This window comes from Synechococcus sp. CS-1332, assembly GCF_025127995.1.
Classification (GTDB): domain Bacteria; phylum Cyanobacteriota; class Cyanobacteriia; order PCC-6307; family Cyanobiaceae; genus Cyanobium.
Genome location: NZ_JAHLYP010000014.1, coordinates 89,284 through 111,717, shown reverse-complemented (window position 1 = coordinate 111,717; position 22,434 = coordinate 89,284). Strand labels below are relative to the sequence as shown.

Genomic DNA, 22,434 nt, shown 5'->3' with positions numbered 1-22,434 from the left:
CTGATCGGCACCACCCGGGTCACCACCACCCGGCTGATCTCCCGCATCCGGGCCGCCGAACTGCTCCAGGTCCCCAGCGGTGAATCCGGCCTGCGCCTGGCCCCGGCCCTGGTCGATGGCGCCCCCCTGGCCGCCTGAAGCGTGATGACAACCACGACCCAGACCTCCGAAAGCCTGATCGGCAGCCTCTGTCGCGAGATGGCCGCCCTGCACCAGAGCTGGCAACTTCTGAATGGTCACCTGAGCGCCTGCCGCGACGCCCAGCTCCACCTTCGCCTCCGCCGGGAAGCGGAGCGCCTGCAGCGGCGCCGGCTGGACATCCAGCGCCTGGCCAGCACCGTGGCGCGCCTGCCCCTGCGCGATCCCCTCGGAGCGAGCTTCCTGCTGGAAGTGGCCAGCAGGCCACTGCCCTGCTGAAGGGCTGGGCAGAGGCCCAGGGCCGATCAGGCCAGGGCGGCCGCCGGCTGCTGGGCCCCCGGCTGCTGGGCCGCCCCCAGTTCCCCATCGATCAGCAGCATGGACGCTGCCTCCAGGCGGCCGAAACGGACCCGACCCAGCAGATGGGCGGCCTCGTTCTCGGCAGCAATCTGGCCCCCAATCAGCGGGTCGAGGAAGACCGTGCTGCGCACGTCCCCAGCGCGCTCGGCCGTGGAATAGAGAAGTTGCAACGAGGTGGTGACGTCGGCCTCCAACCGGAAGGCGTCGGCCAGGAGCGCCTCGGCATCGCTCCACTGCTGGCCAGGGGCCGGCAGGTCTCCCAGATCCACCGTCTGGCCGCGGGCGATCAGGTAGTCGGCCACCAGACCGGCATGGTGCTGCTCCCCACGGGATTCCTGCATCAGGTAGGCAGCGAAACCGCGCAGTTCCCGCTCGGCAAACCAGAGGGCCATGGCCCAGTAGGCGGCGCTGGCCTTGCGCTCAAGACCCAGATGCTCCTGCAGCCCCTCCAGCAGCCCAGCGTCCATGGGCTGGGCCATGGCCCTGCCGGCGGGTCCGGTGGCGACGGCGTTCTGGGACAGGGAGGAGGTGGAGGAGGTCATGAAGAACGGACTTGGGGTCAGGACCCAATCAACACTTGATCAATGTAAAGAGCACGGCGACCAACCGACCCGTTCCGGCACCGGGGTGGAGCAGCGGCCCAGACTTGAAGAACCTTGCAGCGTCCCCATGGCAGGCGCCATCGATCACGCCCTGCGACTGCGCAGCCTCTGGATCGCCTGGCTGCTGGCGATGCTGTTCCACGTCGACCTCGGGCTGATGCCCCTGTTCCACGGGCTCTCGCCGGAGATCCACAGCCATGTGGAGGCTGCCCAGCTGCCGCTGCTGTTCGGCGCGATGCTGGCCTATTTCCTGATGCCCCTGGCGGCGATCGTTCTGATCGCCTATGCCGCCAGCGATCCTTCTCACCCACGCCGCTGGCGACGCTGGCGCCTCTGCCACTTCTGGCTCAGCGTCGTCTACACCCTGACCAACATCCCCCATCTGGTCGCCGACATCCTGGTGCCCGACGCCCGGGCCGATCAGATCCTGCTGATGCTGGCCTTGGTGGTCCTGGGCCTGCTGATCAACCGTGAGGGCTGGCTCTGGTGGCATGTCAGCCCGTAGGGCCAATCCCCAGCAGTGTGCCCACATGGGCAGCGCTGGCCGACGCCAGACCTGGGAGGTCGTAGCCACCTTCCAGGACGGACACCAGTCGCCCCTGGGCCGACTCCGCAGCGATGTCGATCAGCAGCTGGGTCAGGGCAGCGAAATCACCATCCTCCAGCCGGAAATCTCCCAGGGGATCACCGCCCCTGGAGTCGAAGCCCGCCGAGATCAGCACGAACTGTGGAGAAAAGACCTCGGCCAGGGGCAACAGCTCCTGCCGCCAGGCGGACAGCAGCTGGCGGCCCGTCGTGCCGGCCGGCAGGGGACTGTTGCGGGTGAAGCCCGCTCCGGGCCCCTCACCCTGCTCCAGCCGGGTGCCGGACCCTGGGTAGAACGGGGCCTGATGGCTGCTGAAGAACAGCACGGAGGGATCACGCCAGAAGATGTCCTGGGTGCCGTTGCCGTGGTGCACATCCCAGTCGACGATCAGGATCCGCTCCAGCCCATGCACCGCCTGCAGATAGCGGGCGGCAACGGCCACATTGTTGTAGATGCAGAAACCCATGCCCCTGGTGGCGCTGGCATGGTGGCCCGGGGGCCTGACGACCGCAAAGGCCTGGCGCACGCGCCCCTCCATGACGCCCTCCACGGCCGCCAGAACGCCGCCGGCCGCCAGTCGGGCGGTGCGCTCGGAATGCGGGCTGATGGCCGTGTCGCCGGTGGAGAGCTGGTCACGGCCCGCCAGGATGTCTTCTTGAACCCGCTGCAAATACTGTGGGGTGTGGCAACGCAGCAGTTCCCGGTCCGTGGCCGGGCGAGGCGGAATCAGCTGACACCGGCTCAGCAGACCGGCGCGCTCCAACCCCTGGATGACGGCGTCGACCCGAGCGGGACAGTCCGGGTGCCAGGCTCCGGTGATGTGGTCCCGGTAGGCGGCGCTGCAGACAATCCCTGTCGCATGGACAGGCGTCTGCGGGGCTGGCTTCAGCGGGGCAGCAGGCACACCGAGCTGGCGTTTCCCCTGACCCCCACCGCTCGGCTCGGGACCTGGGGCAACCATTCCGGACGGGGCGACAGCTCACTCTGCTGCATGGCCATGGCGTCGGCAGACAGGAGCTCGGTAAGCACAACGCCCAACGAATCCCTTGCCCAGACCTCTACGTCACTGGCTGGGGGACAATAGAACGTGAGAATCTCGAACGGGAAAACCACCCGCTCAAGGAAGAAACCACCCGGTCCGCAGCAGCGGATGATCCGCATGCGTTCCGAACAGTTGCGATAACTACAAAGCAAAGCATCCATGACAACCTCCATCCCGTCCCGCTTATCCAGGCATGGGCCGCCGTGGTTGTCAGTTACCGATGCGACGAAGACCCGACGATGAGTGCTTCTACTACTTCAGCAAAGGCTCAGCTCCGCTTCAGCCAACCAGGCGCTCCAGAGAACCAGTCGCCCAGATCCTCCCGGTTGGAATCAAAGCCTTTGAAATCGATGGAACCCATCAGGTCCATCTGATCCATGAACCGTTCGAGATCGGTTTCGGGCTCTCCCCGCCGTTGCTCACGCTGAGCCCGCCGCAACCAGCTCCAGACACTGGCGTCGCGGTCGGCGAACTTCTGAACATAGATGCGCTCGCGTAAACTGACGGGCCGGGAATCGGCAATTCTCCCGATGATGTCCTGCAACCGCAGGCGAGTGTTGGGTGTAAGCATCTCTTTCATCACCAATGGTGGAAGATCTAGCGGTTCTGAGAAATCGAATGGTGCCGAGGATCACAGAATCCTGCCGCCTGTCAGGACATGCCGAAATGAAACCTCGGGGTCCCCGACCCGTTGAGCGTTCTGCGGCGACAGAATCGAGATCTTGATCCATAGAGCCGATTCCCAGGCTTTCGTCCCGTGCTCTCCCCTTCCGCAGCAGGCGGGACCGCCGCCCGATCGGCCGATCCGGACCACCAGCCGCTGCTGCTCGTCTACGACGGCGGCTGCCCGTTCTGCCGCCATTTCGCCTTGAGCAGTGAAGTGCGGGGCGGGATTCCAAACCTGCGCATCGTGGATGGGCGGGCCGACGCGGGTCTGCGCCGGGATCTGCGGAAGCGGGGCCTGGTGCTGGCGGAAGGGGCGGTTCTGCTCCAGGGGGACAGGGCCTGGCACGGTGCTGAGGCGGTGCGGCACCTGTGCGGCCTGATGCACCCGAGTGATCCCCTGCTGCAGCTGCTGGTGCCCCTGTTCGATGGGCCGTCCCGCAGCGCTCGGCTCTACCCGCTGCTCCTTGGGGCACGGCGAATGGCCCTTGCTCTGAAAGGTTTGCCGTTGGATCCGGACAGGCCCTGAGCGGCAAAAGCCCCAGAGGGTCCGGCGCGTTGGCTCAAGGGAGCGGCGGCAGGGGCGCCCGCCCCGCCAGCGCGGGGGACGTCCCCGTCGGCTGAAGCAGGGGTGAGGGGTCCACCGCCACCAGTCGCCCCTGCCGCATCTGACGCCACTCGAAGTGCAGATGGGCGGTGCTGGCCGACCCGCTGCTGCCCACCCGACCGAGGCTCTGCCCCGCAGCAAGACTCTCCCCGGGCAGCACCGCCACATCCAGCAGGTGGGCATACAGACTCTGCCAACCCAGACCATGGTCAACCACCACGGTCAGTCCGTAGCCACCCACCTCATCCACCAGGCGCACGGTGCCCGGCAGTACTGAAAACACAGGCGATCCTTCCGGGACGATCAGGTCAAGGCCGGTGTGCATCCGCCAGGCGTTGCGGGAGTCGGCCAGCCGCCATCCGAAGGAGGCCTGTTCCGTGGGCCGCTGCCCGAGGGGATACCCCAGGGCACCGGCCTGCAGGGCCGGGGCTGCCCCGGCCGCAACCGGCAGATAGCGGGAGCGCAGCGACTCCGGCAGCCGTTCGTTCTGTCCGAGATCCCCTACCGGCACCTCAAGGGGAACCTCGGACGGCCGGGGCGGGAGCTCGCCGGTCGCCAGCACGGGCAGCGGTACCAGTGACAACGGCAGCAGCCATGGCAGCGCCAGAACCGTCAGGGACCATCGGAACCGGGATGCCATCCGTCTGCTGCTTGGGCCGTGCAGACCTTGGTAACGCCCCGGGGCGTGACTGCCAAGGCGCCAGCGCCGGTGGCGAGCCGCTCATGTCCCAGCGGCAGACTCCTGGCTCTCCGGAAGGATCACCATGGCGTTGGCGATGGCGGTGTCCATCACGATGCGGAGGCCCAGACAGGGATCAATCACCTCCCGGCCCATGGTGATGACCTTCTGGGTCAGCAGACCAAACAGGATCGGCCACTCCTCCGGGTCTGGGCAGAACCGCAGCACCATCGGCAGCAGGGCCGGCCAGAGGGTTGGCAGCGACTGGAGGGACTCCGGCGAAGGCTGGTGCCGGCTGGGCACCTGCGGCACGCCGAAGGCCTCCTGGCCCAGGCTGTCCATCCCGTGACGCCACAACGCCATCGGGTCAGGCAGAGCCATGCAGCCCGCCTGCTGGGCGGCGGCGGCGGCCAGGCCCCAGGTGGAGTACCGATCATGGAACAACCCATGGGCCAGACCTTCACCGACCAGATAGGCCGCCCCGTTCTGGGTGCCGACAACGTGCAGTCCCACAGGCTCCGTCTGGCCGGCCGCCCGGGCGCGGGCCCTCAGGCAAGCCTGCCAGGCGTGGCCCGCCAGGGAGCCGCACACCGCCAGGAGTGATTCGACATGCACGCCTTTGTCCGTGGCCATGGCCTGGAGCAGACGGCGGCTGACCTCTTCGGCGCCGATCTTGGCGCCGACCAGGGGGTCCTGGGCCCGGCGAGCGGCAATGGCCTCATCCAGGGGATCTAGGGGGTGAGCTGTCATGGCCGGTGACGGGGGAGTCAGGGGATCCCTTACCAGCATTCCCGGATTACGTCCTGGAGGCGGTGATCGGGGATTCCCTGCGGGTGGGATGGATCACCACCGTGCCGGCGAGCTTGTCGTGCCAGCCCTGGCCACGGGGATCCCAGAGCACCCAGAAGAAACCCAGCAGCAAAGGCAGGCTGGAGAGGACATAACCGATGTAGCGCAGGCACCACTGGCGCAGGCAAGGTTCACCTCCGGAGTCGGCATCCACGATCCTCAGGCGCAGCATCAACTTGCCGGGGGTGCCCTGTTTCCAGCGCCAGAAGAAGATCACCAGCAGGGCCGAGATCGCCGTGCTCAGGATCAGAACAGCCGTTTCGCTGGGGAGGATGAAAAGAAGCAGCGGTAACGGTGCCGTGACGAGCAGCAGCAACACCGAATCAATCAGAGAGGCTGCCGTGCGGACCCAGAATCCCGCGTAAGCCATGCCCGGGGCTGGGGGAGGAACGGGTCTGGGCATGGAGGCATCCTTGCGTGCCGACAGCGCAATCGACCAGAGCAGTGTTAGGACAGTGGCGCTTTGCTCTGAGTGTCCGATGCGAGCCCTTTCCTTCCTGTTCGCCCTGATGGTGGGTCTGGCCCTGGCCTGTATCGCCCCCGCGATGGCTGGCGGCCGTGGCCTGGCACCCGAGGCGATGATGGCTCCTGAAGTCGCCGAGATCAGCACAGAATCCGCCGATCTCCTGGCTTCGGACGTTGCAACCACCGATCTGCTGACCGCCGATCTTCTCGCCGAACTGAGCATCGACATGGCCCCCAGCCTCGACGCTTCGGTCTGAGACACGATCACCCTCTGACGCACCGGCCGAGCTGGCACCTGAACCCATGGCTCGCTCCCTGCTCGAACCGCGCCTTTCCCTGGTGTCACTGAGGCCTGCAGAAGCCAGCAGTGCCGCAGGAGAAGGGGGCCAGGAATCTGAGACCAAGGGCTTTGCCAAGTCCCGCTCTGGGGGCAAAGGCAAACCTGCGGGAACCAAGGGTCGGCGAAAGAAGGGCACAGGCCTCTCCGCCGCCGACCATGGTCCCCTCGGCCGCAGCCCCAGCCTTGAGGCGATCGAAGCTCGCTCCAGGCTTGGCTTGGCCTTGGCGGGTCGGCTGCGGGAATCGGACGTGACCCTGGCCTGGAAACGGGCCGCTGCCGAACATCACCCCGACCGTGGCGGTCGCCACGACACCATGCAGGCTGTCAATGGAGCCAGGGATGTGCTGCTTGGAAGGGGCCTCGACTGAGTTACTTACAGCAGACCGGGCAGCAGCCACCAACTGGTCTGGCGATAGGCCTCGAAACCGGGGTAGCGGTTTGCCATGGAGGCTTCCTTCTGGATCATGCGAGGCAGGTACAGCGCCAGCACCGAAGCGGGCAGCAACCAGGCCCACGGCGAACCGGCGATCACCGCAAAGCTGCTGTAGCGGAGCAGGTCGCCCAGGTAATTCACATGGCGGACCCGGCGCCAGGCACCATCCGCCACCAGGGTGGCCCCGAGCTCTTTGGCCGTTCCCTTCTGCACGTCAGCCGCCGTGTTCAGAAGCGATCCGAAGATGTAGAGGGTGAGCCCCAGGGCGATCGTCAGCGGCCTCAGGGGCTGGTCATTGGCCATCGCGAGCCACCCCGGCAGGGCATAGAACACGCCGACATAGAGCACCACTGCGACGGCCTGCAGGGGCTTGACCACGTCGGTGAAAAGCTGACGCGACCGCCAGGGGAACAGCACCTCTTCAAGCAGCCACCAGAGGCAGTAGGTGAGATGCAGAGAGAGGTAAATCACCACCCGAGGTGAATCGAGCCCCAGCACCAGGGCAGGGACCAGCAGGGCCACCATGGTGGTCACCTTGGCGATGTTGATCGCTTGCAACTGGGTCATCCAGGGCCGCGGACGAGGGGGCTTTCATGCTGGCAGGGTGCTTCAGCGTCCGGGAGGAGCCGAGATGGGGAAGCGTTCCAGGTAGGTGGTGACCGCCAGCGGCCTGGGCTGGTTGTATCCCACCGGCAGCCAGAGGTCGCCGGCGGCGGAGACGTAGTGGATTTCCCAGTGGTAAAAGCCTGTGAACGCCTGGGGATCCATGCGGAGCAGTTCCGCGTAGTGCAGAACGGCCCTGACATAGCGGTTGCTGTTGTTATATCCCCAGAGCCCTTTGCGGATGTCCTTGAGGCCGCCCCGACGCACCAGATAGCGGGCAGCGGCATGGATCGCATCCTCTGGATCACGGATGTCTCCTTGTCCGATGCCTCGCTGGGCCCAGGTGCTGGGAAGGAACTGCATCGGTCCCCTGGCATCGGCAACGGAAACACCATCGATGCGGCCCATACCCGTTTCCACCAGATTCACAGCGGCCAGGACCTCCCAGGGGATGCCCGTGGCAGCGGCCGCCTCGCGGTAATAGCGCAGCAGGTTGGCGGCTGGTTCCGGAGGGATGATCCGCCAGGCGGGAACGACTGCGGAGCGAGGCCCACCCCGATGCATGGCCAGGAACTCCCGGCGGGCCCCCAGGTGATGGTCCATGACCCCTTGCCAGCGGACGGGGAGGTACCCCCGCACCCGAGCGGCCAGGGACGGATCGAGGGCAAGCCGGCGATAGATCACCTGCTGGCGGTGGCCCAGGTCGGGCAGCTGATCGGCCGGCGTGGCCGTTGCGCGCAGGGCCGGCTCCAGGACCGCAAGCTGGGCGGCGATGGCCGCAGGATCCCGCGGCAAGCGTGGGTAGGACCGGGGAGCCCCATCGGCGGTACCGGTCGGCGCGGTCAGCGGGGGCGTCAGCGGGGGCGACGACGGCTGGGACGGTGGCTGGGAAGGCGGTGGCTGGGACGGTTCGGCAGCGGCACTGGCACCGGGGGGCCGCTCCGCCGTCACGGTGGTCACCGCCACGGCGGTGGAGGCCAACAGCAGAACCAGCAGAACCGGGGTGACCACGCGCATGGGCAAGGGAGCCATCAACCGAAGGGGACAAGAACGCTGAGGGAAAGGAGGCCGGATCCGGTGCGTTAGGCAGGACGACCTGCTGGGCATCAGGTTTTGGTCAGCCAATAGAACTGGTAAGCCTGAAGCACGATGCGGCTGGAGGACTGGGATGGACTGCGGCCCGAATGGAGATCGATGAGGCGGTCGTGACTGCTGAAGACCGAAGGCGTCAATCCGTCGAGATCGAAGAATCTCGGCTGGTCGTTGAAGTTGGCCACCACCAGGACCAGCTCCGAAGGCCGCAGATGGTTAAAGCGCACGAAGGCCAGAAGATGCTCACTCTCCAGTTGCAGGATTTCACGGTTATTGAAATCAGCAAAAGCAGAGATTTCCTTGCGGATGGAAATCATCTTCCTCATCGCCGTGAAAATGGTGTTCTCAACCGTTCCCTGCTTTCTTCTGAGCTCTGCCTTGTCCCAATTGATCTTCGGACGATGCACCCAGCGATTATCAATGCACTTACTAGGATCTTCATAGAAGCTGTAATCATTCAAAACCCCAAGAGCGTCACCGTTATAGATGAGCGGAATGCCGCCGAAGGAAAGAATGATGCCGTGCATCAGCAGAATGCGGCTGATCGCCGTGGCGATGAGTTTCTGATCCTTCGATTCCAGCGCCGTCTCCAGACCGACCAGGGAGGCGAGCGAGCCACAGACCCGCGCATCACCAGTGGTGTCGTTGGGCATGAACGCGAGGCCCCGCGGAATCGCGTCAAACGTACCCTTGAAGTAGTCGATCAAAAAGCGGCGATGGGCCCGTGGTTCATAACCCACTTGCTCGATGTCCTTGTCGTCAAAGCCAAAGCCGATATCATCGTGACAGCGCACATAGTTGAGCCAGGTGGCCCGCTCAAGTTTGCTCGGCAGACTCTTGAGGCCCTGCAAGAGCAGCTTGGTGTTTCTGGTGGCCACGCTGTCCCACAGCAAAGCCATCAAAGTGGCGTTGTAGGCGATTTCACACTCCTTAGCCACGATGGCATCTTCGCCAAAGTATTTAGTGATTTCGGTGGGTGCCACGATGGCCTCGGCAATGAACAGCACGCCAGGCGCCGTCACCTGGCAGCAATCCTTCATCAGCTGCAGGATCAGATGGGCCTTGCGCTCGTTCTGGCATGTGGTGCCGAGCTTCTTCCAGAGAAAGGCCACGGCGTCAAGACGCAGAACGTCCACACCCTGGTCGGCCCAGAACAGCAACACATCCAGCATTTCAATAAAAACGGCTGGATTCGAATAGTTCAGATCCCACTGATAGTCATGAAACACCGTCATGACCCATTGCCCCATCGCCTCATTCCAGGTAAAGTTGCCCGGGTCTGATTCAGGAAAGACTTCGGGCATACTCTGCTCAAAGACATCAGGAATATCCCTGTTCTCATAAACATAGTAATAATCCCGATAATGCTGCTCTCCCGCAATCGCCCGCTGGGCCCATTCGTGCTCATCGGACGTATGATTCAAGACAATATCGAGAACTAGCAGGATGTCTCGCTTCCTGAACTCGTCCGCTATTCGGCGCAGATCATCGATGGTACCAACTCTTTCGTCAATCTGGCGAAAGTCACTGATCGCATAGCCGCCATCACTCTTGCCGGCTGGACATCTCAAAATGGGCAGGATATGCACCATGTTGATACCAAGCTCCTGAAAATAGCCAATCTTGGTCTCTAAATCAGGCAGGTTCTCCGCAAAGCCATTGGAGTACACAGCCATTCCCACCCACTTCTGGGAGAGAAACCAATTATAGTCATCCTCCCTCTGGATATCGAGTGATTCGAGTTCAGGCGATCGATCGATATAGCCACGGGCCATGGTCTCAACGAGGCGCAGCAGCTGGAACTTGAAATCGTCCCGGTGACCATACAGGGTGACAAACAGGGAATGGATGGCGTAAAAGTTGGCACCCAGCCTGGTATAGAAGTGACGCAGATCCTGGCGACGAATCTCCGGACGAAGATCATCGAGAATGGAGTTCAGCAGAGAGTGGGAAATTTGCTCGTACATCGACTCAGTTCAAACTCCATGACGCCAGAAACGCCTTGTAAACATGGGCGTCATCGATGGTCGCACCCCTGCGCGACACCAGCTCAGCAGCGAAGTCTCTGGAATGTTCCAGGCTCTCCTGCGGAGGCCACTGCTGGCTGAGCCCGAGCAGGTAGGCGGCGGCAAATCCATCCCCTGCACCCACCGTATCGACGACGTGGGTATCGGCAGCAGGGCCGACGGCCAGAATCTCGCCACAGTTCCATAACATGGCTCCCAAGGCGCCGCGGGTGACGATCAAAGACTCCAGTTGGTAGCGATTGGAAAAGTGGTGCATTGATGCCGCAAGACTGGCATCGTCTGCCCTATCGGACAGGTCCGTCGCCAGCAGGCCGAGCTCCGCTGCGTTGAGCTTGACATGGTCAGCATCCTCCACCAACGGGAGGACCGTTTCCGGCGACCACCAGGGACTGCGCAGGTTCACGTCCAGAAAGATCTTGCCTCGATGCCGGGCCTTGAGGGCTGCCAATGCCGCGGCAGAAGCGGCATGGCGCAGGGCCAGGGAGCCGTGGTAGAGAAGTCCCGTGGCCGGAAGCCGCTCATCATCTGTCGGCAGAATGAAGTCATAGGCACTTTCCGGCACAATCTCATAGTGGGGTTCGTCATCCTCAAGGGTGACGCTCACCTTGCCTGTGGGATGGCAAGGATCGGTCTGCAGAAATGAATGATCAAGGCCCCATGACTGCATGGAGGAACAAATAGCTTCGCCGAGAGCATCTGTGCCAACCCTGCTGATGAAACTGGGAGACAGGCCAAAACCTCTCAGATGCCAGGCCACGTTGAAAGGGGCGCCACCAAGAACCACCGCGCCATCAGGAAAGCAATCGAAAAGAACTTCTCCAAAGATGGTGATCGGACAGCACATCTGCATCAGCTCAATCCATCCCCCTTAGGACATCGGCATGGAAGTGGCCCATCCCTTCCAGGATGCCCGCACTGTAGTTGCCATTCATGCCCAGAAACCCACCTCTGGCGAGATATAAGCGATCCGCCGTACCGTTTTGCCTAGCCTCCGCAGTAGCCTGCTCGACCACAGCAGGATGGGCATTGGCCACCAGCACCGCAGGCAGCGAACTGGTGAGCACGGAAAGATCATTGCCGCTGTCACCGGCAAACAACGTCTGGTCAGCGTTAAATCCCTGCTTCCGCATGAGGAATTCGATCGCATGGAGCTTGCTGGCCCGCTGCGGCAGAATGTCAAGCAGCCCGATCGCTCCTTGCTCATCCACGCTGTGGATCAGGTTGGCCGCAAGAGCCCCTTCATCCAGCCGGCTGTTGATGGCCCGCATCAAGGCCGGCAGATCAACATCCAGGGAAACGAAGTAACTCAACTTATGCGTGTTCTGCCTGTCTTCCGGCTGCAACGTCATGCCCTGGAGTCCTGAGAGAAGAACGGCCAGATCTTTTGCTGCGAGCCCCCGCCAATCGGAAGCGATGTGCCGTGACCATCGGTCCAGCAGGGACCAGCCATGGGTGCCTCGTTGAACAATGGAGCTGCCGACATCCCCAAGGATCCAGTCAGGTTCCGGAAGTCGATACACCCGAATCGACTCTTCAACCAACGCCAGATGCCGGCCACTGACATAGGCCAGAGAAATGCCTTGCTGAGCAACCACACGAGCGAACATCGCTCGGGCTCCTTCGGATTCCAGAGCCTCACCGTTGGGGAGAAGGGTGCGATCCAGATCCGTGCAGAGGAGCAGCCGTTGCTTCAACGTTGGCGTGAGATCCGGGTGATCAGCGGAAAAAGTCATAGTGTTCAATCGCCTCCAGGATACCGGAGGCTTGGGATGCGGAGGAGAAATACACGCGTTCGGATTCGCTGAGCTGGGCCAGTTCCTCACGGTGTCGACTGTCCACCACCACGCCCAGGGTTTGGCCCCGCAACATATCCTCATCACCGCGGGACTCGCCGTTAACCAGAACACGCTCCAGGGGGATCTTCCACCTATTGGCGACATAGCGCAGGGCCTGCCCTTTGGAGGCACGGGCGGGGATGAAATCAAGGAAGTGCCCGAAGGAAACGCTGGTATGGGCAGAAAGCTCGTGCTGACGCAACAGCGTGAGAATCTCATCCATTGAAGGTGCCTGTTGCTCGTCGTAGAAGTAGGACAGCTTGAAACGGCTCTGATGTTCCTTCGGCTGCAAGGTCAGTCCCGGCAGTGAATCCATGTAGCGCTTGATCACCTGCGGGGTCCACAGATGGTCGATGTGATAAGTCCAGGAGATATCTGTTGTCAGTTGGGGTGGCGTATAGATTTCCGTCCCCAGGCTGGTGATCAGCACATCTGGCATCGGGATGGAATGAACCTTCAGAATCTTGAGAACTGAGTTCAGGCGTCGGCCTGTGGCAATGCCAAAGAGGACCCTGCGATGCTGCTGCCGCATCACTGTCACAAACTGGGCAAGAGCTTCAGCATCGCCAAGCAGGGTGTTATCGATAGCGGTGAAGATCGCACAGGTTCGAGTCTGGACAGCCGGGGGGTTGGACAGGCGTGACGGTCGGGAAACGTCCCGGCGCTGAAATACCAGAGTCTGCAATCTCTCAAGATACCTTTGGGCATGGGCTTCCCAGGAATAGAACCTGGCGACATTCTTGAGTCCATTGGCCGAAAACCTCGACCAAAGTGCCTGATCTTCCAGTATCTGGAGCAAGGCGCTGGTGATCGAAGCTTCATCAAGAGGATCAATCAGCAATCCATTTCTGCAATTACCGATGATGTCCACGGGTCCGCCGACCTCCGTCGCCACGAGCGGCAGTCCACTGGCCGCCGCTTCAAGCAGGGTCAGACCGAAGGGTTCGGTGAGGGCAGGATTGACGAACACACCCTTCGAAAAGGCTGCCAACCGATAAATCTCCGCCACATCACTGGAGGAATGGTGCTTGGGCAAAGCCACAAGCCCGTTCAACTCGTGGCAGTCAATGACAAGAAGAAGCTCCGTCAGGACAGCCTGAGCGCCCTCATTAAGTTCACGGATATCGTTTCGATTGCCTGCCACAATCACAAGATTGGCTATCTTCTGGAGATGCTGTGACTGCCCGTAGGCTTCCAGGAGTGAAACGATATTCTTGCGTTGATCTGGCCTTGAGAGTGCCAGAATCATCGGCTTGTCAGGCTCCCTTAGGTGCTTGCTGAGGGTGCTGGAAAACGCGACAGGTTCATCCCTGGAGGCAGGAGGATGGAATTGATTTAGATCGGTTCCCGGTGGGATGACCGACATCTTGTCTGGTGTATAGCAGTCATAAAGCTCATATTGATCCTCGATCTCATTGTGAGTGCTGGTGATCACGAGATTGGCGCAGTTCAGCACATCTTCTTCCGCACTGATCCGCTCGGACATCTTGTAGCGCTGCTGGATCTCTTCGACGGACAAGCCGAGGGCAAGCAGGCGGCGAACCTTGTCCCGACCGAGGGAGTGGCCGGTGTGGATGAGGGGCAACCCCGTGAGGTGGGAGAGGCGAACGCCCACGTAGCCGGCGTCGGCGTAGTGGCTATGCAGCACATCCGGCAGACTGGGCTGGCGATGGAGCCAGGCGAACAGCTCGTCGGTGAAGGTATCGAGATGGCTCCAGAGCTCTTCCTTGGGGATATAGCCGTCTGGTCCGGCAGTGATGCGAATCAGGCGTGCCTTGCGGTCCAGCACCTCCATCGGCGTCGCGTAATCCGTTGAAACACCAGCATCCCTGACGCATCGGGTGACCAGATCCACTTGACGAACGGCTGACTGGCGAGCCAGGGCCCTGGTCAGTTCCACAACATATTTGGTCTGGCCACCGGTATCAGCATCACGACCCAGCTCAAGATCTTCTCCCCGGATCAGGCCATGAATGCTGATCATCAAGATGTAGAGAGAATGCTTCTTGGCTCCCGTCGTCATGGATCGCGTTGCCGTCCTTCTCCCTTCCAGTGTGACCACGGGACTCTTCATTGAGCCTTTCCATGGAGACTCCCGTGCCATTTGTGGTGGTGGGTTTCAACAGGAGCGGGTCGCCGGGCCAGGGGCCAGCGGTCGATCGCCCAGCGATTGGGCCCTCAGCCCAGCAGCCAGCGCAGCATCAGGGCCAGCTGGCCGAGGGCTCCTTTGCCAGTGAGCTCCTCGCCAATCAGGGCCGCCACGAACCCCAGCATCGCCACACGCCCGTTGAGCCGCTCCACCCCCGCCAGGGCGGCCAGATTCCAGGGGCGGGACGTGGTGAGCCCCTCCCCGAAACGCTCCACGGGCTCGTAGCGGAAGGCCTGATCACCACCTTTCTTGGTGCCTTCGCCCATGGCATTGGTGCCTTCGCCCATGGCTTTCTCCCCGTGTCCAGCTCAGCCTATGCGCCATTCAGCCGCCACTGGCACTTCAACGCGCCGCAGCTACAGTACGGATGTACCAGAGCTCAGCCATGGCGCCCGGTCAGATCGATCCTGCGTTGGCCCCCCTCAGGCGGGCCAACCCCCAGCGCTTCCGGGACGCCCGCCCGGGCCACCTGGCCGTGGTGGCCATGGCCGGCAAGCCTTGGTTCATCGGTCGGATCTGCGACCTCAGCGGCCCTGCCCCAACGGACTTCGCCAGGGTGCTGAACATCGACACTGGCGATATCGAGCGGATCCCGGCCCCATGGATCGTTGAACTGATGGGCGACGGTGGACTCGTGATTAGCCAGTTGTCCCGCCGGGCACCGGTTCGTTCTCCAGCAGGTTGATGCGGTACAGCACCTCCTCAAGGGCATCGGCGGCACGGATGGCGCTGAAGCGCTGCGGGTGATCGGGCCCGCAGCAGGACGGCACGGGCGCCAGGATCGTCCAGGGCCTGGCATGGCAGAACTGGACGACGCTGAAGCGCTCACCGCAGGCCCCGGCGGGAGCCACCACCCGGTGCCAGCCGGTGGGGATGCGGCCGTTGCTGAGACGTTCCAGCATCAAGCCGGTGTTGATGATCACCCGTCCCTCCGGCGGTGTGGCCTCCAGCCATTCCCCGGCCACACGCACCTGCAGTCCTGGTCCCGTGGCTCGCGGCAGGGCGGTGATGAGGTTGATGTCCCCATGGGCCGCCGCCCAGAGATGGCCCCCCGCCGGGGCCTGGGCCATGGGCGGGTAGCGCAGGGCCCGGGTGAGGGTGGGGGCCTCACTCACCATCTCCTCGAAGAACTCTTCGGCGCAGCCCATGGCTAGGGCGATCACCCGCAGAAAGCGTCGCTGCAGATCGGCGATCGCCCGGTGGAACTCCGCCAGCAGGGCCGTGATGCCCGGTATCACCGCTTCCGGCAGGATCGGTTCGGGATAGAACTCCGGGAACCGACGCCGCAGGGGATGGCCCAGGGGCAGAGGGGCCGACCAGTTCAGCATCTCCTTCCAGTCGGGATGCGCGCTGCCGGCGGCGGTCTCCACCAGCAGGTCCGTGTAGCCGGTCTGGCCGCTGGCGCCGGGGGCGCCGAAACGCCGTTTGACCTCAATCTCCAGGGCGAAGAACCGCTGCAGGAGGCCGTAGGCCGAATCCAGCAGATCGACGGGGAGATCGCAGCTGGTGTAGACGAAACCGGTGGCCAGACTGCGCTTGACGCCATCCACCACGGCGTCCCTGGCCCGTTGGCTGCCCCGCTCGAAGGCCAGCAGATCCACATCAAGAATGCCGGGAGCCATGGGCCGTCAGTTCAGCGGCGACCGTTGACGATCACCGGGTTGCCGCCCCCCGCCGCTCCTGGCAGGGCGGGCACCACCGACGTCTGACCATCCCACTTATCCAGGAACAGCTTGTAGAGGACCTGGTCGTCGAGGCTGGAGTTGAGGGTCTGGTAGCGCTTGGCCTCCTGCTCGGCGATCAGCACCTCCGTCTGAGCTCGCAGCAGTTGTTGCTCGGCGATCTGCTTCTGTTCAATGGCGGCGCGGTACTCCTCGGCGATCTGCAGGCCCGTGAGATCCAGACCCTGGACGGTCACGTAGTCGAACTTGCGCAGCTCCTCCGCCACCTTCTCCTGCACCAGCTCAGAGATGGAGTTCCACTCGGTCGCGATGGTCACCAGTTCGTACTGGGAGAACACCGACTTGAGGGCCTTGAGCAGGGACGGCTGGATCACCCGCGGATAGATCTGCTGGTCGTCGGTGGCGATCGTTTCGTAGATGCGGCCAGCCTCGGCGGGCTTCATGGCGTACTTCACCGTGGCGGTGGCCTGGATCACCTGCAGGTCCTTGGTGAGGGTGGAGAACTGCTCCGGACGCACCTGGGTGCGCACATCGAAGAGGGAGGTGTTCTGGGCCAGGGGGACCTTGAAGTTGGCCCCCGGCTGGCGCGGTGCGCCGGTGACCTTGCCCAGGGTGGTGACCACGGCGACGCTGCCCGCCGGCACGATGAACACCGTCTGGGTCAGCAACACCAGTCCTCCCAGCGCGGCCGCGAAGATCAGCTGCCAGAGGCCACTGAAGCCGTTGTCTGCGCCGGAGCGCATGGGGGATTGCATCGGAAGCCTGGACACCATGGGAGTGCGACGACCCTAGGCAGCGCCGGTGGCCCGGGGCCGTCATCGTGGGGGCGCCCCACGGATGGGAGGAGGGCTGGTGCTGCGGTTCCTGCTCGAACTGGTTCCCGCCCTGGGGATTGGGCTGCTGCTCGGGATGCGCTTCCCAGGGCTGCCTGGAAAGCTGGCCCCACCGTTGATCTCCTGGGGCATTCCCATCGGGCTGGTAGCCCTGCTGCTGCGCGCGGGCTTCCAGCCCAACCTGCTCACCGCGGCGCTGATGGCCGCGGCCGCCTCGGGCCTGGGCCTGCTGCTGTTGCGCCTGCCGGCCCTGCGCCGCCAGATCCCCGGCGGCGGCCTGCAGCTGGGCTGCATTGTGGGGAACACAAGCTATTGGGGGCTGCCGGTGGCCCTGGCCCTGCTCCCCTCTGGGGCCATCGGCTTCACGATCGCCTTCGATCTGATGGCCACGCTGATCACCTGGAGCCTCGGCCCGCTGCTGGTGGACCGGCACGCCGGCAGCGTCAACCAGCTGCTGCGGGGCCTGGCCACCAGCCCGGCCATCCGGGGCCTGGGGCTCGCCGTGCTCGTGTACCAGACCCCCTGGAGCGCCACGCTGGCCCAGTGGCTGTGGTGGCCGGCACGCCTGGTGGTCCTGGTGGCCCTGTCCATCGTTGGGATGCGGCTGGGTCTGATGCTCAGGAGCCGCCATCCCAGCCCTGTCAGGGCACCGGGGCTGACGCTGGCCTTGGTGGGCAAGCTGCTGGGGCTGCCACTGGCCATGCTGCTGCTCGCCAGCCTGCTGGGATTACCCACCCTGCTGCGGAATGCGGTGGTGCTGCAGGCGGCGGCACCCACCGCCATCTCGGTGTTGCTGCTCACGGAAGCCGCCGGAGCCGGGCCGGAGGGGGCAGCCGCTGCCGGGCAGCAGGAGGCCGCCGAAGCAGTGGCAACTCTGGTGTTGTGGAGCACGGGGCTGGCCCTGGTCTCGGTTCCGCTGTGGTGGTGGCTGCTGAGCGGCCCGCTGGGGAGCTAGGACAGCCCCGGAACGCTCTGCCCACCCATCGGCGGCCATGGCCGGAACCCTTGCCCAGCGGCTCGACCGCAGCCTGTCCCGTCTCAAGGGAGTGGCCCTGCTGCCCCTGCTGATCCTGGCGGTGCCCTGGGTTCAGGAGATCGTTGACCAGCTGGTCTTCGGGGGGCGCTGGAATCTGCCGATGGTGCCCGGGGGGCCTTTCCTCGGCGTCCTCACCGCCCCCTTCAGCCACGGAGGCTTCGGGCACCTGATCAGCAACAGCCTCTGGTTCCTGCCCCTGTCCTGGCTGGTGCTGGCCAAAAGCCGGGGCGACTACCTAGCCGTGTGGCTCGGGGTCTATGCCACGGCCATTCCGGTCTGGTTGTTCTGGCACCAGGCCAGCCACGGCCTTTCCGGGGTGATCTACGGACTGCTGGGCTACCTTCTGCTGATCGGCTGGCTGGAGCGGCGTCCGCTCTCGATTCTGTTGTCCCTCACAGCCCTGTTCGCCTACGGAGGTGCCCTTCCCAGCCTGTTGCCCTTCCTGAGTCCCCCAGGTGTGAGCTGGATCGGCCATGCCTCCGGTTTTGCCGGTGGCGTTCTGGCTGCTCTGGCGATCCAACGCGATCGGGGGGCCTAAGCCTCTGATGCCCCTGCAACGGCCAGTGCCGATGTGGCGTCCACGCCAGCGCCGCCACTGGCTTGCCGGCCTGATGGCCTTCGGCGTCATGGCACTGCTGACCCTGCCGCTGGGGCGGGCGGTGACGGCCCCGCTTGGCGGCACACCGCCCACCAGCTACGACCTGGCCTGGCGGGCCCCCTTCAACCGTCCAGAGCACTATCCCCTGGAGCGTCGGCCGGATCCGGCCCTCTACCGGCCCCATGGCGAGTGGTTCGGACGGCTGATCCTTCCGGCAGCGGCGGAGATGGCCACAGGCAGCGGCGACTGGGTATGGCTGGAGGTGGAGCAGGCCCCGGCTGGCCAGGAGGACCTGATCGGCCGGCGTCTGCGCCTGGGCTGGCAGGACGCGCCGAGGCTCCGGGCCCTCGTGGGGAAAGTGCGAACACCGGTGCGCCTCGGGGCCGAGTCCCGCCTTGCGGCTCAGCAGGGCAATGTGGTGCCCACCCGCCTCGACGGTCGCGATGACGTGGGGCCGCTGCAGACCCTGGCCGGGGCCCATCCCCACGACGACATCACCGTGGCGCTTGAGGAGGTGGAACGTGAGCAATGGGATGGGGAACCCATGCTCCGCATCGGCCGTCCACCCCTGCAGAGCACCGGCCGCTGGGTGGGGCTGGTGCGGCTGCTTTCCCGCGATCCTGCGGATCCGGAACGCTTCCAGGTGCAGCACTACGACCGACGCCAGGAGGGATTCAGCGGCGCGATCGAGAACGTGCGGCTGCCCCGCCAGCCTCCCGATCGCCACGGCCGGAGCTTTTTCGACCCGGAGGGACTGCTGGCGACGCCAGCAGGCGCCGACGGCTGGTACCTCTACGGCGCCCCGGATGGCGACGGGACCTTCACCGCCCAGGCCCTGGAGCCCCGCCTGCTCACGTCCCTGGCCAGCGACCGGCTCCTGAGCGGCACCACCGCCGGCTTGAACGAGATCAGCCGGGTCAACTGGAGCGACGGCCAGACCCGGCGCGGACATGTCAGCCGAGTGGGTCTGAGTCCCGACGGCGCAGACGCCCCATGGCAACCCGATGACCGGTCCCTGGTGATCCACAACTTCGGCGGCATCGGTGGCCCCGATGGTGAAGCGATCAGCGCCTTCACGGTCACCGGCCATTTCGCCTTCGGGGACGCCCGGGTGGTGATCGATCCCTTTACGGATCAGCCCCGTTTCGACCTGCGCTACCACCAGATCTACGCCAACAATCCCAACGGCATCGTCTCCGGCAGCCAGGACTGGAGCGCCTACACCGGCAACCTGCAGCGGGGCTGGCTGGGAACGCGGCCCATCTCCGACGTGCTGGTGCGGACCGACCCCCTACTGCTGGAGGAACTGGCGATCCAGGCGGAGGTGCTGATGGCTCGCTATCGCAGCGGCGACGGCGTCGGGGTGTCCCTGGTCAGCCCGGCCATCTCCTGCGTGCAGGACTCCAGCCAGGCCCTCTGGATTGCCATCGACCAACTGCGTCGCCGTCGCCGGGAGCTGGACGGCAGCGAGCTGCCCCGGCTGGCCTCACTGGCCCAGGCCCTTGATTCCCTGCTGACCCCCTTTGGAATGGTGCGCGGCGACTGGCGCCACAACGCCTCCCTGATGGACAGTCCAGGCGATAGCCCCGACCGCTTCAAGGCCAGCCGGAGACTGTGGGATGGGGTGCTCAGCTGGCGTTCCATGTTGCCCCGCCGGGCCCATGACGAGATGGCCGGGGTGTTCCTGCGCCACGGTGACCGCCTGCATCTGGTGCGCACCAACCAACTTCCTGGAGCTGACCAGCGCCTGGCCCCCCTGGCGCCGACCCAGCTGCTGGGCCAACTCCCCTTGGTGGGAGTGGTCCTCCCCCGCCTGATGGATGCCGTCTTCACACCGCTCACCGGCCGTGGGCTGGCCCTGGTCGCCCTGTTGCTGGGGGGCTACACCGCCATGGCCCTGGCGCTGGGGCGCTGGACAGGCTTCCTGCCGCTGCAACGGCCACGGGTGCGGCCCCTGGTACTGGTGCGCCAGGCGGTGATCCTGCTGCTGACGCCGTCCCTGATCGAAGAAACCCTGTTCCGGGCCGCCCTGCTGCCCCACCCACTCGATGGGTTGGGCGGATGGGAGAGCGCTGCCTGGGGGGCCCTGAGCGTGGGGCTGTTCGTGGTCTGGCATCCACTGGCCGGACGGCTCTGGTATCCCCAGGGACGGCGCCTGTTCGACGACGGCCGCTTCCTGCTCCTGGCCAGCCTGCTGGGGGTGGTCTGTGTGATCGCCTACCAGGCCACCGGTTCCCTTTGGCCGCCGGTGCTGATCCACTGGCTGGTGGTGCTGATCTGGCTGGAGCTGCTGGGGGGCCGCTGGCGGCTCGGCCAGGGGTCTCAGAGATAGGCGTTGGGGACGAAGAACTGCTCGTTCATCGGGGGGCGCTGGTAATCGCCACCGCTCTTGCGGGGGGGCAATTCGATCGCCGCCGGGGTCATGTCCTCGTAGGGGACCTTGCTGAGCAGGTGACGGATGCAGTTGAGCCTGGCCCGCCGCTTGTCATTGGCCTCCACCGTGAACCAGGGAGCTTCCGGGATGTTGGTGTGGGCAAACATCTCGTCCTTGGCACGGGAGAACTCCACCCAGCGATCGCGGGATTCCAGGTCCATCGGGCTGAGCTTCCAGCGCCGGGCGGGATCCTCGAGGCGGGAGCGGAACCGGATCTCCTGCTCGTCGTCGCTGACCGAGAACCAGTACTTGATCAGGGTGATGCCGCTGCGCACGAGCATGCGCTCGAATTCCGGACAGGACAGCATGAACTCCTCCACCTGCTCCGGCGCGCAGAACCCCATCACCTTCTCGACACCGGCCCGGTTGTACCAGCTCCGGTCGAACAGAACGATCTCCCCGGCCGAAGGGAAATTCTCGACGTAGCGCTGGAAGTACCACTGGGACTTCTGCTGGTCGGAGGGGGTGCCCAGGGCGACCACGTTGCAGCCGCGGGGGTTGAGGGGCTCGGTGATGCGCTTGATGGTGCCGCCCTTGCCGGCGGCGTCACGGCCTTCAAACAGCAGGATCATGCGGTAGCCCACATGCTTCACCCAGTACTGCATCTTCACCAGTTCCACCTGCAGCCGGGCCAGTTCCTTCTCGTAGAACTTCCGATCCAGCTTGGTGGGACGTCCTTCTGGATGGGTGGCGAGGTCGTCGAAAAAGGGTGAGGGGTGGTAGAGATCCGACTCACTGATCCCCCCGGATCGGTGGCCATTGCCCGATTTTTTTTCGGACTTAACCTTGCCGCTCAGCGCCTTGGACGTGTCGGCCTTGACCTTGGCACCACTTTTGTCTTTCTTACCCATGCCAGTGTGGAAGGTGAGCTGTTGACGGAATAGCCCATCCACGGCCGAGAGACGGCAACAATGGTCACCCTGAGACAAATGGGCAACGTCGCTGACTCACCCTCAGGTGGGAAAATCGGAGGTCTGGACCCACTGGGCGATCAACTGCTCCTGTCGTACCAGCCGATAGCGGCTTGTCTCGCAGGGATTGCGCCGGTACTGATCCTTGAGGCTCTCAAGCCTGGAGACCAGCGAGTGGTAGACGGGATGATTTTTGTTCATGGCCTCGCCAGAGAAGTATCGATATCTTATTGGAAATTAATCAATGCAGGGATTGTGGGCTGTGGGCCGCTCAGGCAGCAACGCTGAAGCCTGGGGCCCACTGGGCGATCAGCTGCTCTTGCCGCACAACCCTGTAGCGGTTGATCTCGTTGGGGAGACAGGTGTATTGCTCATTGAGGGAGCGGAGCTGCTCCAGCAGCGCATTCAGAACGGGATGGTCTGCGTTCATGCCGAGTGTTGATCCGTTGCCAAAACCTTAACTGAATCGG

The 22,434-nt window shown here is 64.2% G+C and carries 28 protein-coding genes and 1 pseudogene; 10 read left to right on the top strand and 19 right to left on the bottom strand.

The features are described 5' to 3' along the window. Both KQ305_RS02950 and KQ305_RS02945 read left to right on the top strand, forming a co-directional pair. Window positions 1-138 (top strand): annotated as a pseudogene (locus tag KQ305_RS02950) (Crp/Fnr family transcriptional regulator); the annotation flags it as partial. A 6-nt stretch (window positions 139-144) separates the two neighbouring features. Next, window positions 145-417 (top strand): hypothetical protein, encoded by a 273-nt coding sequence (locus KQ305_RS02945; protein ID WP_259723953.1) that lies wholly within the window; start codon window positions 145-147, stop codon window positions 415-417. Window positions 418-443: 26 nt separating this feature from the next. Here the strand turns inward: KQ305_RS02945 and KQ305_RS02940 are convergent, their stop codons facing one another. Beyond that, on the bottom strand, window positions 444-1,040 hold the full coding sequence (locus tag KQ305_RS02940) for a ferritin (RefSeq protein WP_259723952.1): 597 nt from the start codon (window positions 1,038-1,040) through the stop codon (window positions 444-446). Window positions 1,041-1,167: 127 nt separating this feature from the next. On the opposite strand from KQ305_RS02940, the gene KQ305_RS02935 reads away from it, so the two are divergent. Continuing rightward, complete coding sequence (locus KQ305_RS02935) at window positions 1,168-1,605, top strand: hypothetical protein (RefSeq protein ID WP_259723951.1); 438 nt, start codon at window positions 1,168-1,170, stop codon at window positions 1,603-1,605. Here the strand turns inward: KQ305_RS02935 and KQ305_RS02930 are convergent. From KQ305_RS02930 to KQ305_RS02920, 3 genes are all read right to left on the bottom strand, one after another. Continuing rightward, on the bottom strand, window positions 1,595-2,590 hold the full coding sequence (locus tag KQ305_RS02930) for a histone deacetylase (RefSeq protein WP_259723950.1): 996 nt from the start codon (window positions 2,588-2,590) through the stop codon (window positions 1,595-1,597). The genes KQ305_RS02935 and KQ305_RS02930 overlap by 11 nt on opposite strands. Next, window positions 2,572-2,847 (bottom strand): DUF1830 domain-containing protein, encoded by a 276-nt coding sequence (locus tag KQ305_RS02925; protein ID WP_399230401.1) that lies wholly within the window; start codon window positions 2,845-2,847, stop codon window positions 2,572-2,574. Before KQ305_RS02925 ends, KQ305_RS02930 begins: the two co-directional genes overlap by 19 nt. Window positions 2,848-2,996: 149 nt before the next feature. Next, a complete protein-coding gene (locus KQ305_RS02920) occupies window positions 2,997-3,272 on the bottom strand; it encodes a hypothetical protein (RefSeq protein WP_259723949.1) in 276 nt (91 codons plus the stop codon). Between the two features lie 276 nt (window positions 3,273-3,548). Here KQ305_RS02920 and KQ305_RS02915 point away from each other — a divergent pair, with 276 nt between their 5' ends. Continuing rightward, a complete protein-coding gene (locus KQ305_RS02915; RefSeq protein ID WP_259723958.1) occupies window positions 3,549-3,920 on the top strand; it encodes a DUF393 domain-containing protein in 372 nt (123 codons plus the stop codon). Window positions 3,921-3,954: 34 nt separating this feature from the next. Here KQ305_RS02915 and KQ305_RS02910 read toward each other — a convergent pair whose 3' ends face one another. The 3 genes from KQ305_RS02910 to KQ305_RS02900 form a co-directional block, all read right to left on the bottom strand. Next, a complete protein-coding gene (locus KQ305_RS02910; protein ID WP_259723948.1) occupies window positions 3,955-4,581 on the bottom strand; it encodes a M23 family metallopeptidase in 627 nt (208 codons plus the stop codon). 138 nt (window positions 4,582-4,719) lie between these two features. Continuing rightward, window positions 4,720-5,427 carry a hypothetical protein gene (locus KQ305_RS02905; RefSeq protein WP_259723947.1) on the bottom strand — a complete coding sequence of 236 codons (708 nt, stop codon included), beginning with the start codon at window positions 5,425-5,427 and terminating at the stop codon, window positions 4,720-4,722. 46 nt (window positions 5,428-5,473) lie between these two features. Further along, entirely contained in the window at window positions 5,474-5,896 is a 423-nt protein-coding gene (locus KQ305_RS02900; protein WP_259723946.1) for an RDD family protein, read from the bottom strand. Window positions 5,897-6,005: 109 nt separating this feature from the next. On the opposite strand from KQ305_RS02900, the gene KQ305_RS02895 reads away from it, so the two are divergent. Together KQ305_RS02895 and KQ305_RS02890 are read left to right on the top strand one after the other, a co-directional pair. Then, on the top strand, window positions 6,006-6,248 hold the full coding sequence (locus KQ305_RS02895) for a hypothetical protein (RefSeq protein ID WP_259723945.1): 243 nt from the start codon (window positions 6,006-6,008) through the stop codon (window positions 6,246-6,248). Between the two features lie 46 nt (window positions 6,249-6,294). Further along, window positions 6,295-6,699, top strand: coding sequence for a molecular chaperone DnaJ (locus tag KQ305_RS02890; RefSeq protein WP_259723944.1), 405 nt, complete (start codon window positions 6,295-6,297; stop codon window positions 6,697-6,699). A 5-nt stretch (window positions 6,700-6,704) separates the two neighbouring features. Here KQ305_RS02890 and KQ305_RS02885 read toward each other — a convergent pair whose 3' ends face one another. The 7 genes from KQ305_RS02885 to KQ305_RS02855 all read right to left on the bottom strand — a co-directional run bounded on the left by KQ305_RS02885 (window position 6,705) and on the right by KQ305_RS02855 (window position 14,757). Next, the gene (locus KQ305_RS02885; protein ID WP_259723943.1) at window positions 6,705-7,331 is read right to left on the bottom strand and encodes an isoprenylcysteine carboxylmethyltransferase family protein; all 627 of its coding nucleotides are present in this window, start codon (window positions 7,329-7,331) and stop codon (window positions 6,705-6,707) included. Window positions 7,332-7,373: 42 nt separating this feature from the next. After that, on the bottom strand, window positions 7,374-8,399 hold the full coding sequence (locus KQ305_RS02880) for a lytic transglycosylase domain-containing protein (RefSeq protein ID WP_259723942.1): 1,026 nt from the start codon (window positions 8,397-8,399) through the stop codon (window positions 7,374-7,376). Between the two features lie 74 nt (window positions 8,400-8,473). After that, window positions 8,474-10,426: an amylosucrase gene (locus KQ305_RS02875; RefSeq protein ID WP_259723941.1), complete on the bottom strand. Its 1,953-nt coding sequence runs from the start codon at window positions 10,424-10,426 to the stop codon at window positions 8,474-8,476. A 4-nt stretch (window positions 10,427-10,430) separates the two neighbouring features. Next, entirely contained in the window at window positions 10,431-11,330 is a 900-nt protein-coding gene (locus KQ305_RS02870) for a PfkB family carbohydrate kinase (RefSeq protein ID WP_259723940.1), read from the bottom strand. Window positions 11,331-11,340: 10 nt separating this feature from the next. Next, window positions 11,341-12,219, bottom strand: coding sequence for an HAD family hydrolase (locus KQ305_RS02865; RefSeq protein WP_259723939.1), 879 nt, complete (start codon window positions 12,217-12,219; stop codon window positions 11,341-11,343). Next, window positions 12,203-14,344 (bottom strand): HAD family hydrolase, encoded by a 2,142-nt coding sequence (locus KQ305_RS02860; protein WP_259723938.1) that lies wholly within the window; start codon window positions 14,342-14,344, stop codon window positions 12,203-12,205. Before KQ305_RS02860 ends, KQ305_RS02865 begins: the two co-directional genes overlap by 17 nt. A 155-nt stretch (window positions 14,345-14,499) precedes the next feature. Next, window positions 14,500-14,757 carry a chlorophyll a/b-binding protein gene (locus KQ305_RS02855; protein ID WP_259723937.1) on the bottom strand — a complete coding sequence of 86 codons (258 nt, stop codon included), beginning with the start codon at window positions 14,755-14,757 and terminating at the stop codon, window positions 14,500-14,502. Between the two features lie 125 nt (window positions 14,758-14,882). Between KQ305_RS02855 and KQ305_RS02850 the strand changes: the two genes are divergently transcribed. Further along, a complete protein-coding gene (locus KQ305_RS02850) occupies window positions 14,883-15,155 on the top strand; it encodes a hypothetical protein (protein ID WP_259723936.1) in 273 nt (90 codons plus the stop codon). On the opposite strand, the gene KQ305_RS02845 is transcribed toward KQ305_RS02850, so the two are convergent. After that, the gene (locus KQ305_RS02845; RefSeq protein WP_259723935.1) at window positions 15,109-16,092 is read right to left on the bottom strand and encodes an isopenicillin N synthase family oxygenase; all 984 of its coding nucleotides are present in this window, start codon (window positions 16,090-16,092) and stop codon (window positions 15,109-15,111) included. The genes KQ305_RS02850 and KQ305_RS02845 overlap by 47 nt on opposite strands. Before the next feature lie 11 nt (window positions 16,093-16,103). After that, window positions 16,104-16,907, bottom strand: a complete 804-nt coding sequence (locus KQ305_RS02840; protein ID WP_399230389.1) for a prohibitin family protein — start codon at window positions 16,905-16,907, stop codon at window positions 16,104-16,106. 82 nt (window positions 16,908-16,989) lie between these two features. On the opposite strand from KQ305_RS02840, the gene KQ305_RS02835 reads away from it, so the two are divergent. Genes KQ305_RS02835 through KQ305_RS02825 form a run of 3 tightly spaced genes read left to right on the top strand, consistent with a single transcriptional unit; the run spans window position 16,990 to window position 20,951 of the window. Continuing rightward, window positions 16,990-17,940: a malate transporter gene (locus KQ305_RS02835; RefSeq protein ID WP_259723933.1), complete on the top strand. Its 951-nt coding sequence runs from the start codon at window positions 16,990-16,992 to the stop codon at window positions 17,938-17,940. Window positions 17,941-17,977: 37 nt separating this feature from the next. Beyond that, complete coding sequence (locus KQ305_RS02830) at window positions 17,978-18,559, top strand: rhomboid family intramembrane serine protease (protein ID WP_259723932.1); 582 nt, start codon at window positions 17,978-17,980, stop codon at window positions 18,557-18,559. Between the two features lie 7 nt (window positions 18,560-18,566). Continuing rightward, complete coding sequence (locus tag KQ305_RS02825) at window positions 18,567-20,951, top strand: type II CAAX prenyl endopeptidase Rce1 family protein (protein ID WP_259723931.1); 2,385 nt, start codon at window positions 18,567-18,569, stop codon at window positions 20,949-20,951. Here the strand turns inward: KQ305_RS02825 and ppk2 are convergent. From ppk2 to KQ305_RS02810, 3 genes are all read right to left on the bottom strand, one after another. Further along, window positions 20,942-21,904 (bottom strand): polyphosphate kinase 2, encoded by a 963-nt coding sequence (gene ppk2 / locus KQ305_RS02820; protein WP_259723930.1) that lies wholly within the window; start codon window positions 21,902-21,904, stop codon window positions 20,942-20,944. The genes KQ305_RS02825 and ppk2 overlap by 10 nt on opposite strands. 102 nt (window positions 21,905-22,006) lie before the next feature. Continuing rightward, window positions 22,007-22,165, bottom strand: coding sequence for a hypothetical protein (locus KQ305_RS02815; protein WP_259723929.1), 159 nt, complete (start codon window positions 22,163-22,165; stop codon window positions 22,007-22,009). Window positions 22,166-22,235: 70 nt separating this feature from the next. Beyond that, complete coding sequence (locus tag KQ305_RS02810) at window positions 22,236-22,394, bottom strand: hypothetical protein (RefSeq protein ID WP_259723928.1); 159 nt, start codon at window positions 22,392-22,394, stop codon at window positions 22,236-22,238. Between the last annotated feature and the right edge of the window lie 40 nt (window positions 22,395-22,434).

What these genes read in the sequence shown, in the direction of transcription:
- KQ305_RS02860 (WP_259723938.1), bottom strand. Translation starts at nt 14,344, where the DNA reads ATGACGACGGGAGCCAAGAAGCATTCTCTCTACATCTTGATGATCAGC.
- KQ305_RS02810 (WP_259723928.1), bottom strand. Translation starts at nt 22,394, where the DNA reads ATGAACGCAGACCATCCCGTTCTGAATGCGCTGCTGGAGCAGCTCCGC.
- ppk2 (WP_259723930.1), bottom strand. Translation starts at nt 21,904, where the DNA reads ATGGGTAAGAAAGACAAAAGTGGTGCCAAGGTCAAGGCCGACACGTCC.
- KQ305_RS02935 (WP_259723951.1), top strand. Translation starts at nt 1,168, where the DNA reads ATGGCAGGCGCCATCGATCACGCCCTGCGACTGCGCAGCCTCTGGATC.
- KQ305_RS02825 (WP_259723931.1), top strand. Translation starts at nt 18,567, where the DNA reads ATGCCCCTGCAACGGCCAGTGCCGATGTGGCGTCCACGCCAGCGCCGC.
- KQ305_RS02890 (WP_259723944.1), top strand. Translation starts at nt 6,295, where the DNA reads ATGGCTCGCTCCCTGCTCGAACCGCGCCTTTCCCTGGTGTCACTGAGG.
- KQ305_RS02865 (WP_259723939.1), bottom strand. Translation starts at nt 12,219, where the DNA reads ATGACTTTTTCCGCTGATCACCCGGATCTCACGCCAACGTTGAAGCAA.
- KQ305_RS02940 (WP_259723952.1), bottom strand. Translation starts at nt 1,040, where the DNA reads ATGACCTCCTCCACCTCCTCCCTGTCCCAGAACGCCGTCGCCACCGGA.
- KQ305_RS02900 (WP_259723946.1), bottom strand. Translation starts at nt 5,896, where the DNA reads ATGGCTTACGCGGGATTCTGGGTCCGCACGGCAGCCTCTCTGATTGAT.
- KQ305_RS02925 (WP_399230401.1), bottom strand. Translation starts at nt 2,847, where the DNA reads ATGCGGATCATCCGCTGCTGCGGACCGGGTGGTTTCTTCCTTGAGCGG.
- KQ305_RS02855 (WP_259723937.1), bottom strand. Translation starts at nt 14,757, where the DNA reads ATGGGCGAAGGCACCAATGCCATGGGCGAAGGCACCAAGAAAGGTGGT.
- KQ305_RS02895 (WP_259723945.1), top strand. Translation starts at nt 6,006, where the DNA reads ATGCGAGCCCTTTCCTTCCTGTTCGCCCTGATGGTGGGTCTGGCCCTG.
- KQ305_RS02880 (WP_259723942.1), bottom strand. Translation starts at nt 8,399, where the DNA reads ATGGCTCCCTTGCCCATGCGCGTGGTCACCCCGGTTCTGCTGGTTCTG.
- KQ305_RS02815 (WP_259723929.1), bottom strand. Translation starts at nt 22,165, where the DNA reads ATGAACAAAAATCATCCCGTCTACCACTCGCTGGTCTCCAGGCTTGAG.
- KQ305_RS02845 (WP_259723935.1), bottom strand. Translation starts at nt 16,092, where the DNA reads ATGGCTCCCGGCATTCTTGATGTGGATCTGCTGGCCTTCGAGCGGGGC.
- KQ305_RS02875 (WP_259723941.1), bottom strand. Translation starts at nt 10,426, where the DNA reads ATGTACGAGCAAATTTCCCACTCTCTGCTGAACTCCATTCTCGATGAT.
- KQ305_RS02885 (WP_259723943.1), bottom strand. Translation starts at nt 7,331, where the DNA reads ATGACCCAGTTGCAAGCGATCAACATCGCCAAGGTGACCACCATGGTG.
- KQ305_RS02830 (WP_259723932.1), top strand. Translation starts at nt 17,978, where the DNA reads ATGGCCGGAACCCTTGCCCAGCGGCTCGACCGCAGCCTGTCCCGTCTC.
- KQ305_RS02870 (WP_259723940.1), bottom strand. Translation starts at nt 11,330, where the DNA reads ATGTGCTGTCCGATCACCATCTTTGGAGAAGTTCTTTTCGATTGCTTT.
- KQ305_RS02945 (WP_259723953.1), top strand. Translation starts at nt 145, where the DNA reads ATGACAACCACGACCCAGACCTCCGAAAGCCTGATCGGCAGCCTCTGT.
- KQ305_RS02905 (WP_259723947.1), bottom strand. Translation starts at nt 5,427, where the DNA reads ATGACAGCTCACCCCCTAGATCCCCTGGATGAGGCCATTGCCGCTCGC.
- KQ305_RS02840 (WP_399230389.1), bottom strand. Translation starts at nt 16,907, where the DNA reads ATGCAATCCCCCATGCGCTCCGGCGCAGACAACGGCTTCAGTGGCCTC.
- KQ305_RS02835 (WP_259723933.1), top strand. Translation starts at nt 16,990, where the DNA reads ATGGGAGGAGGGCTGGTGCTGCGGTTCCTGCTCGAACTGGTTCCCGCC.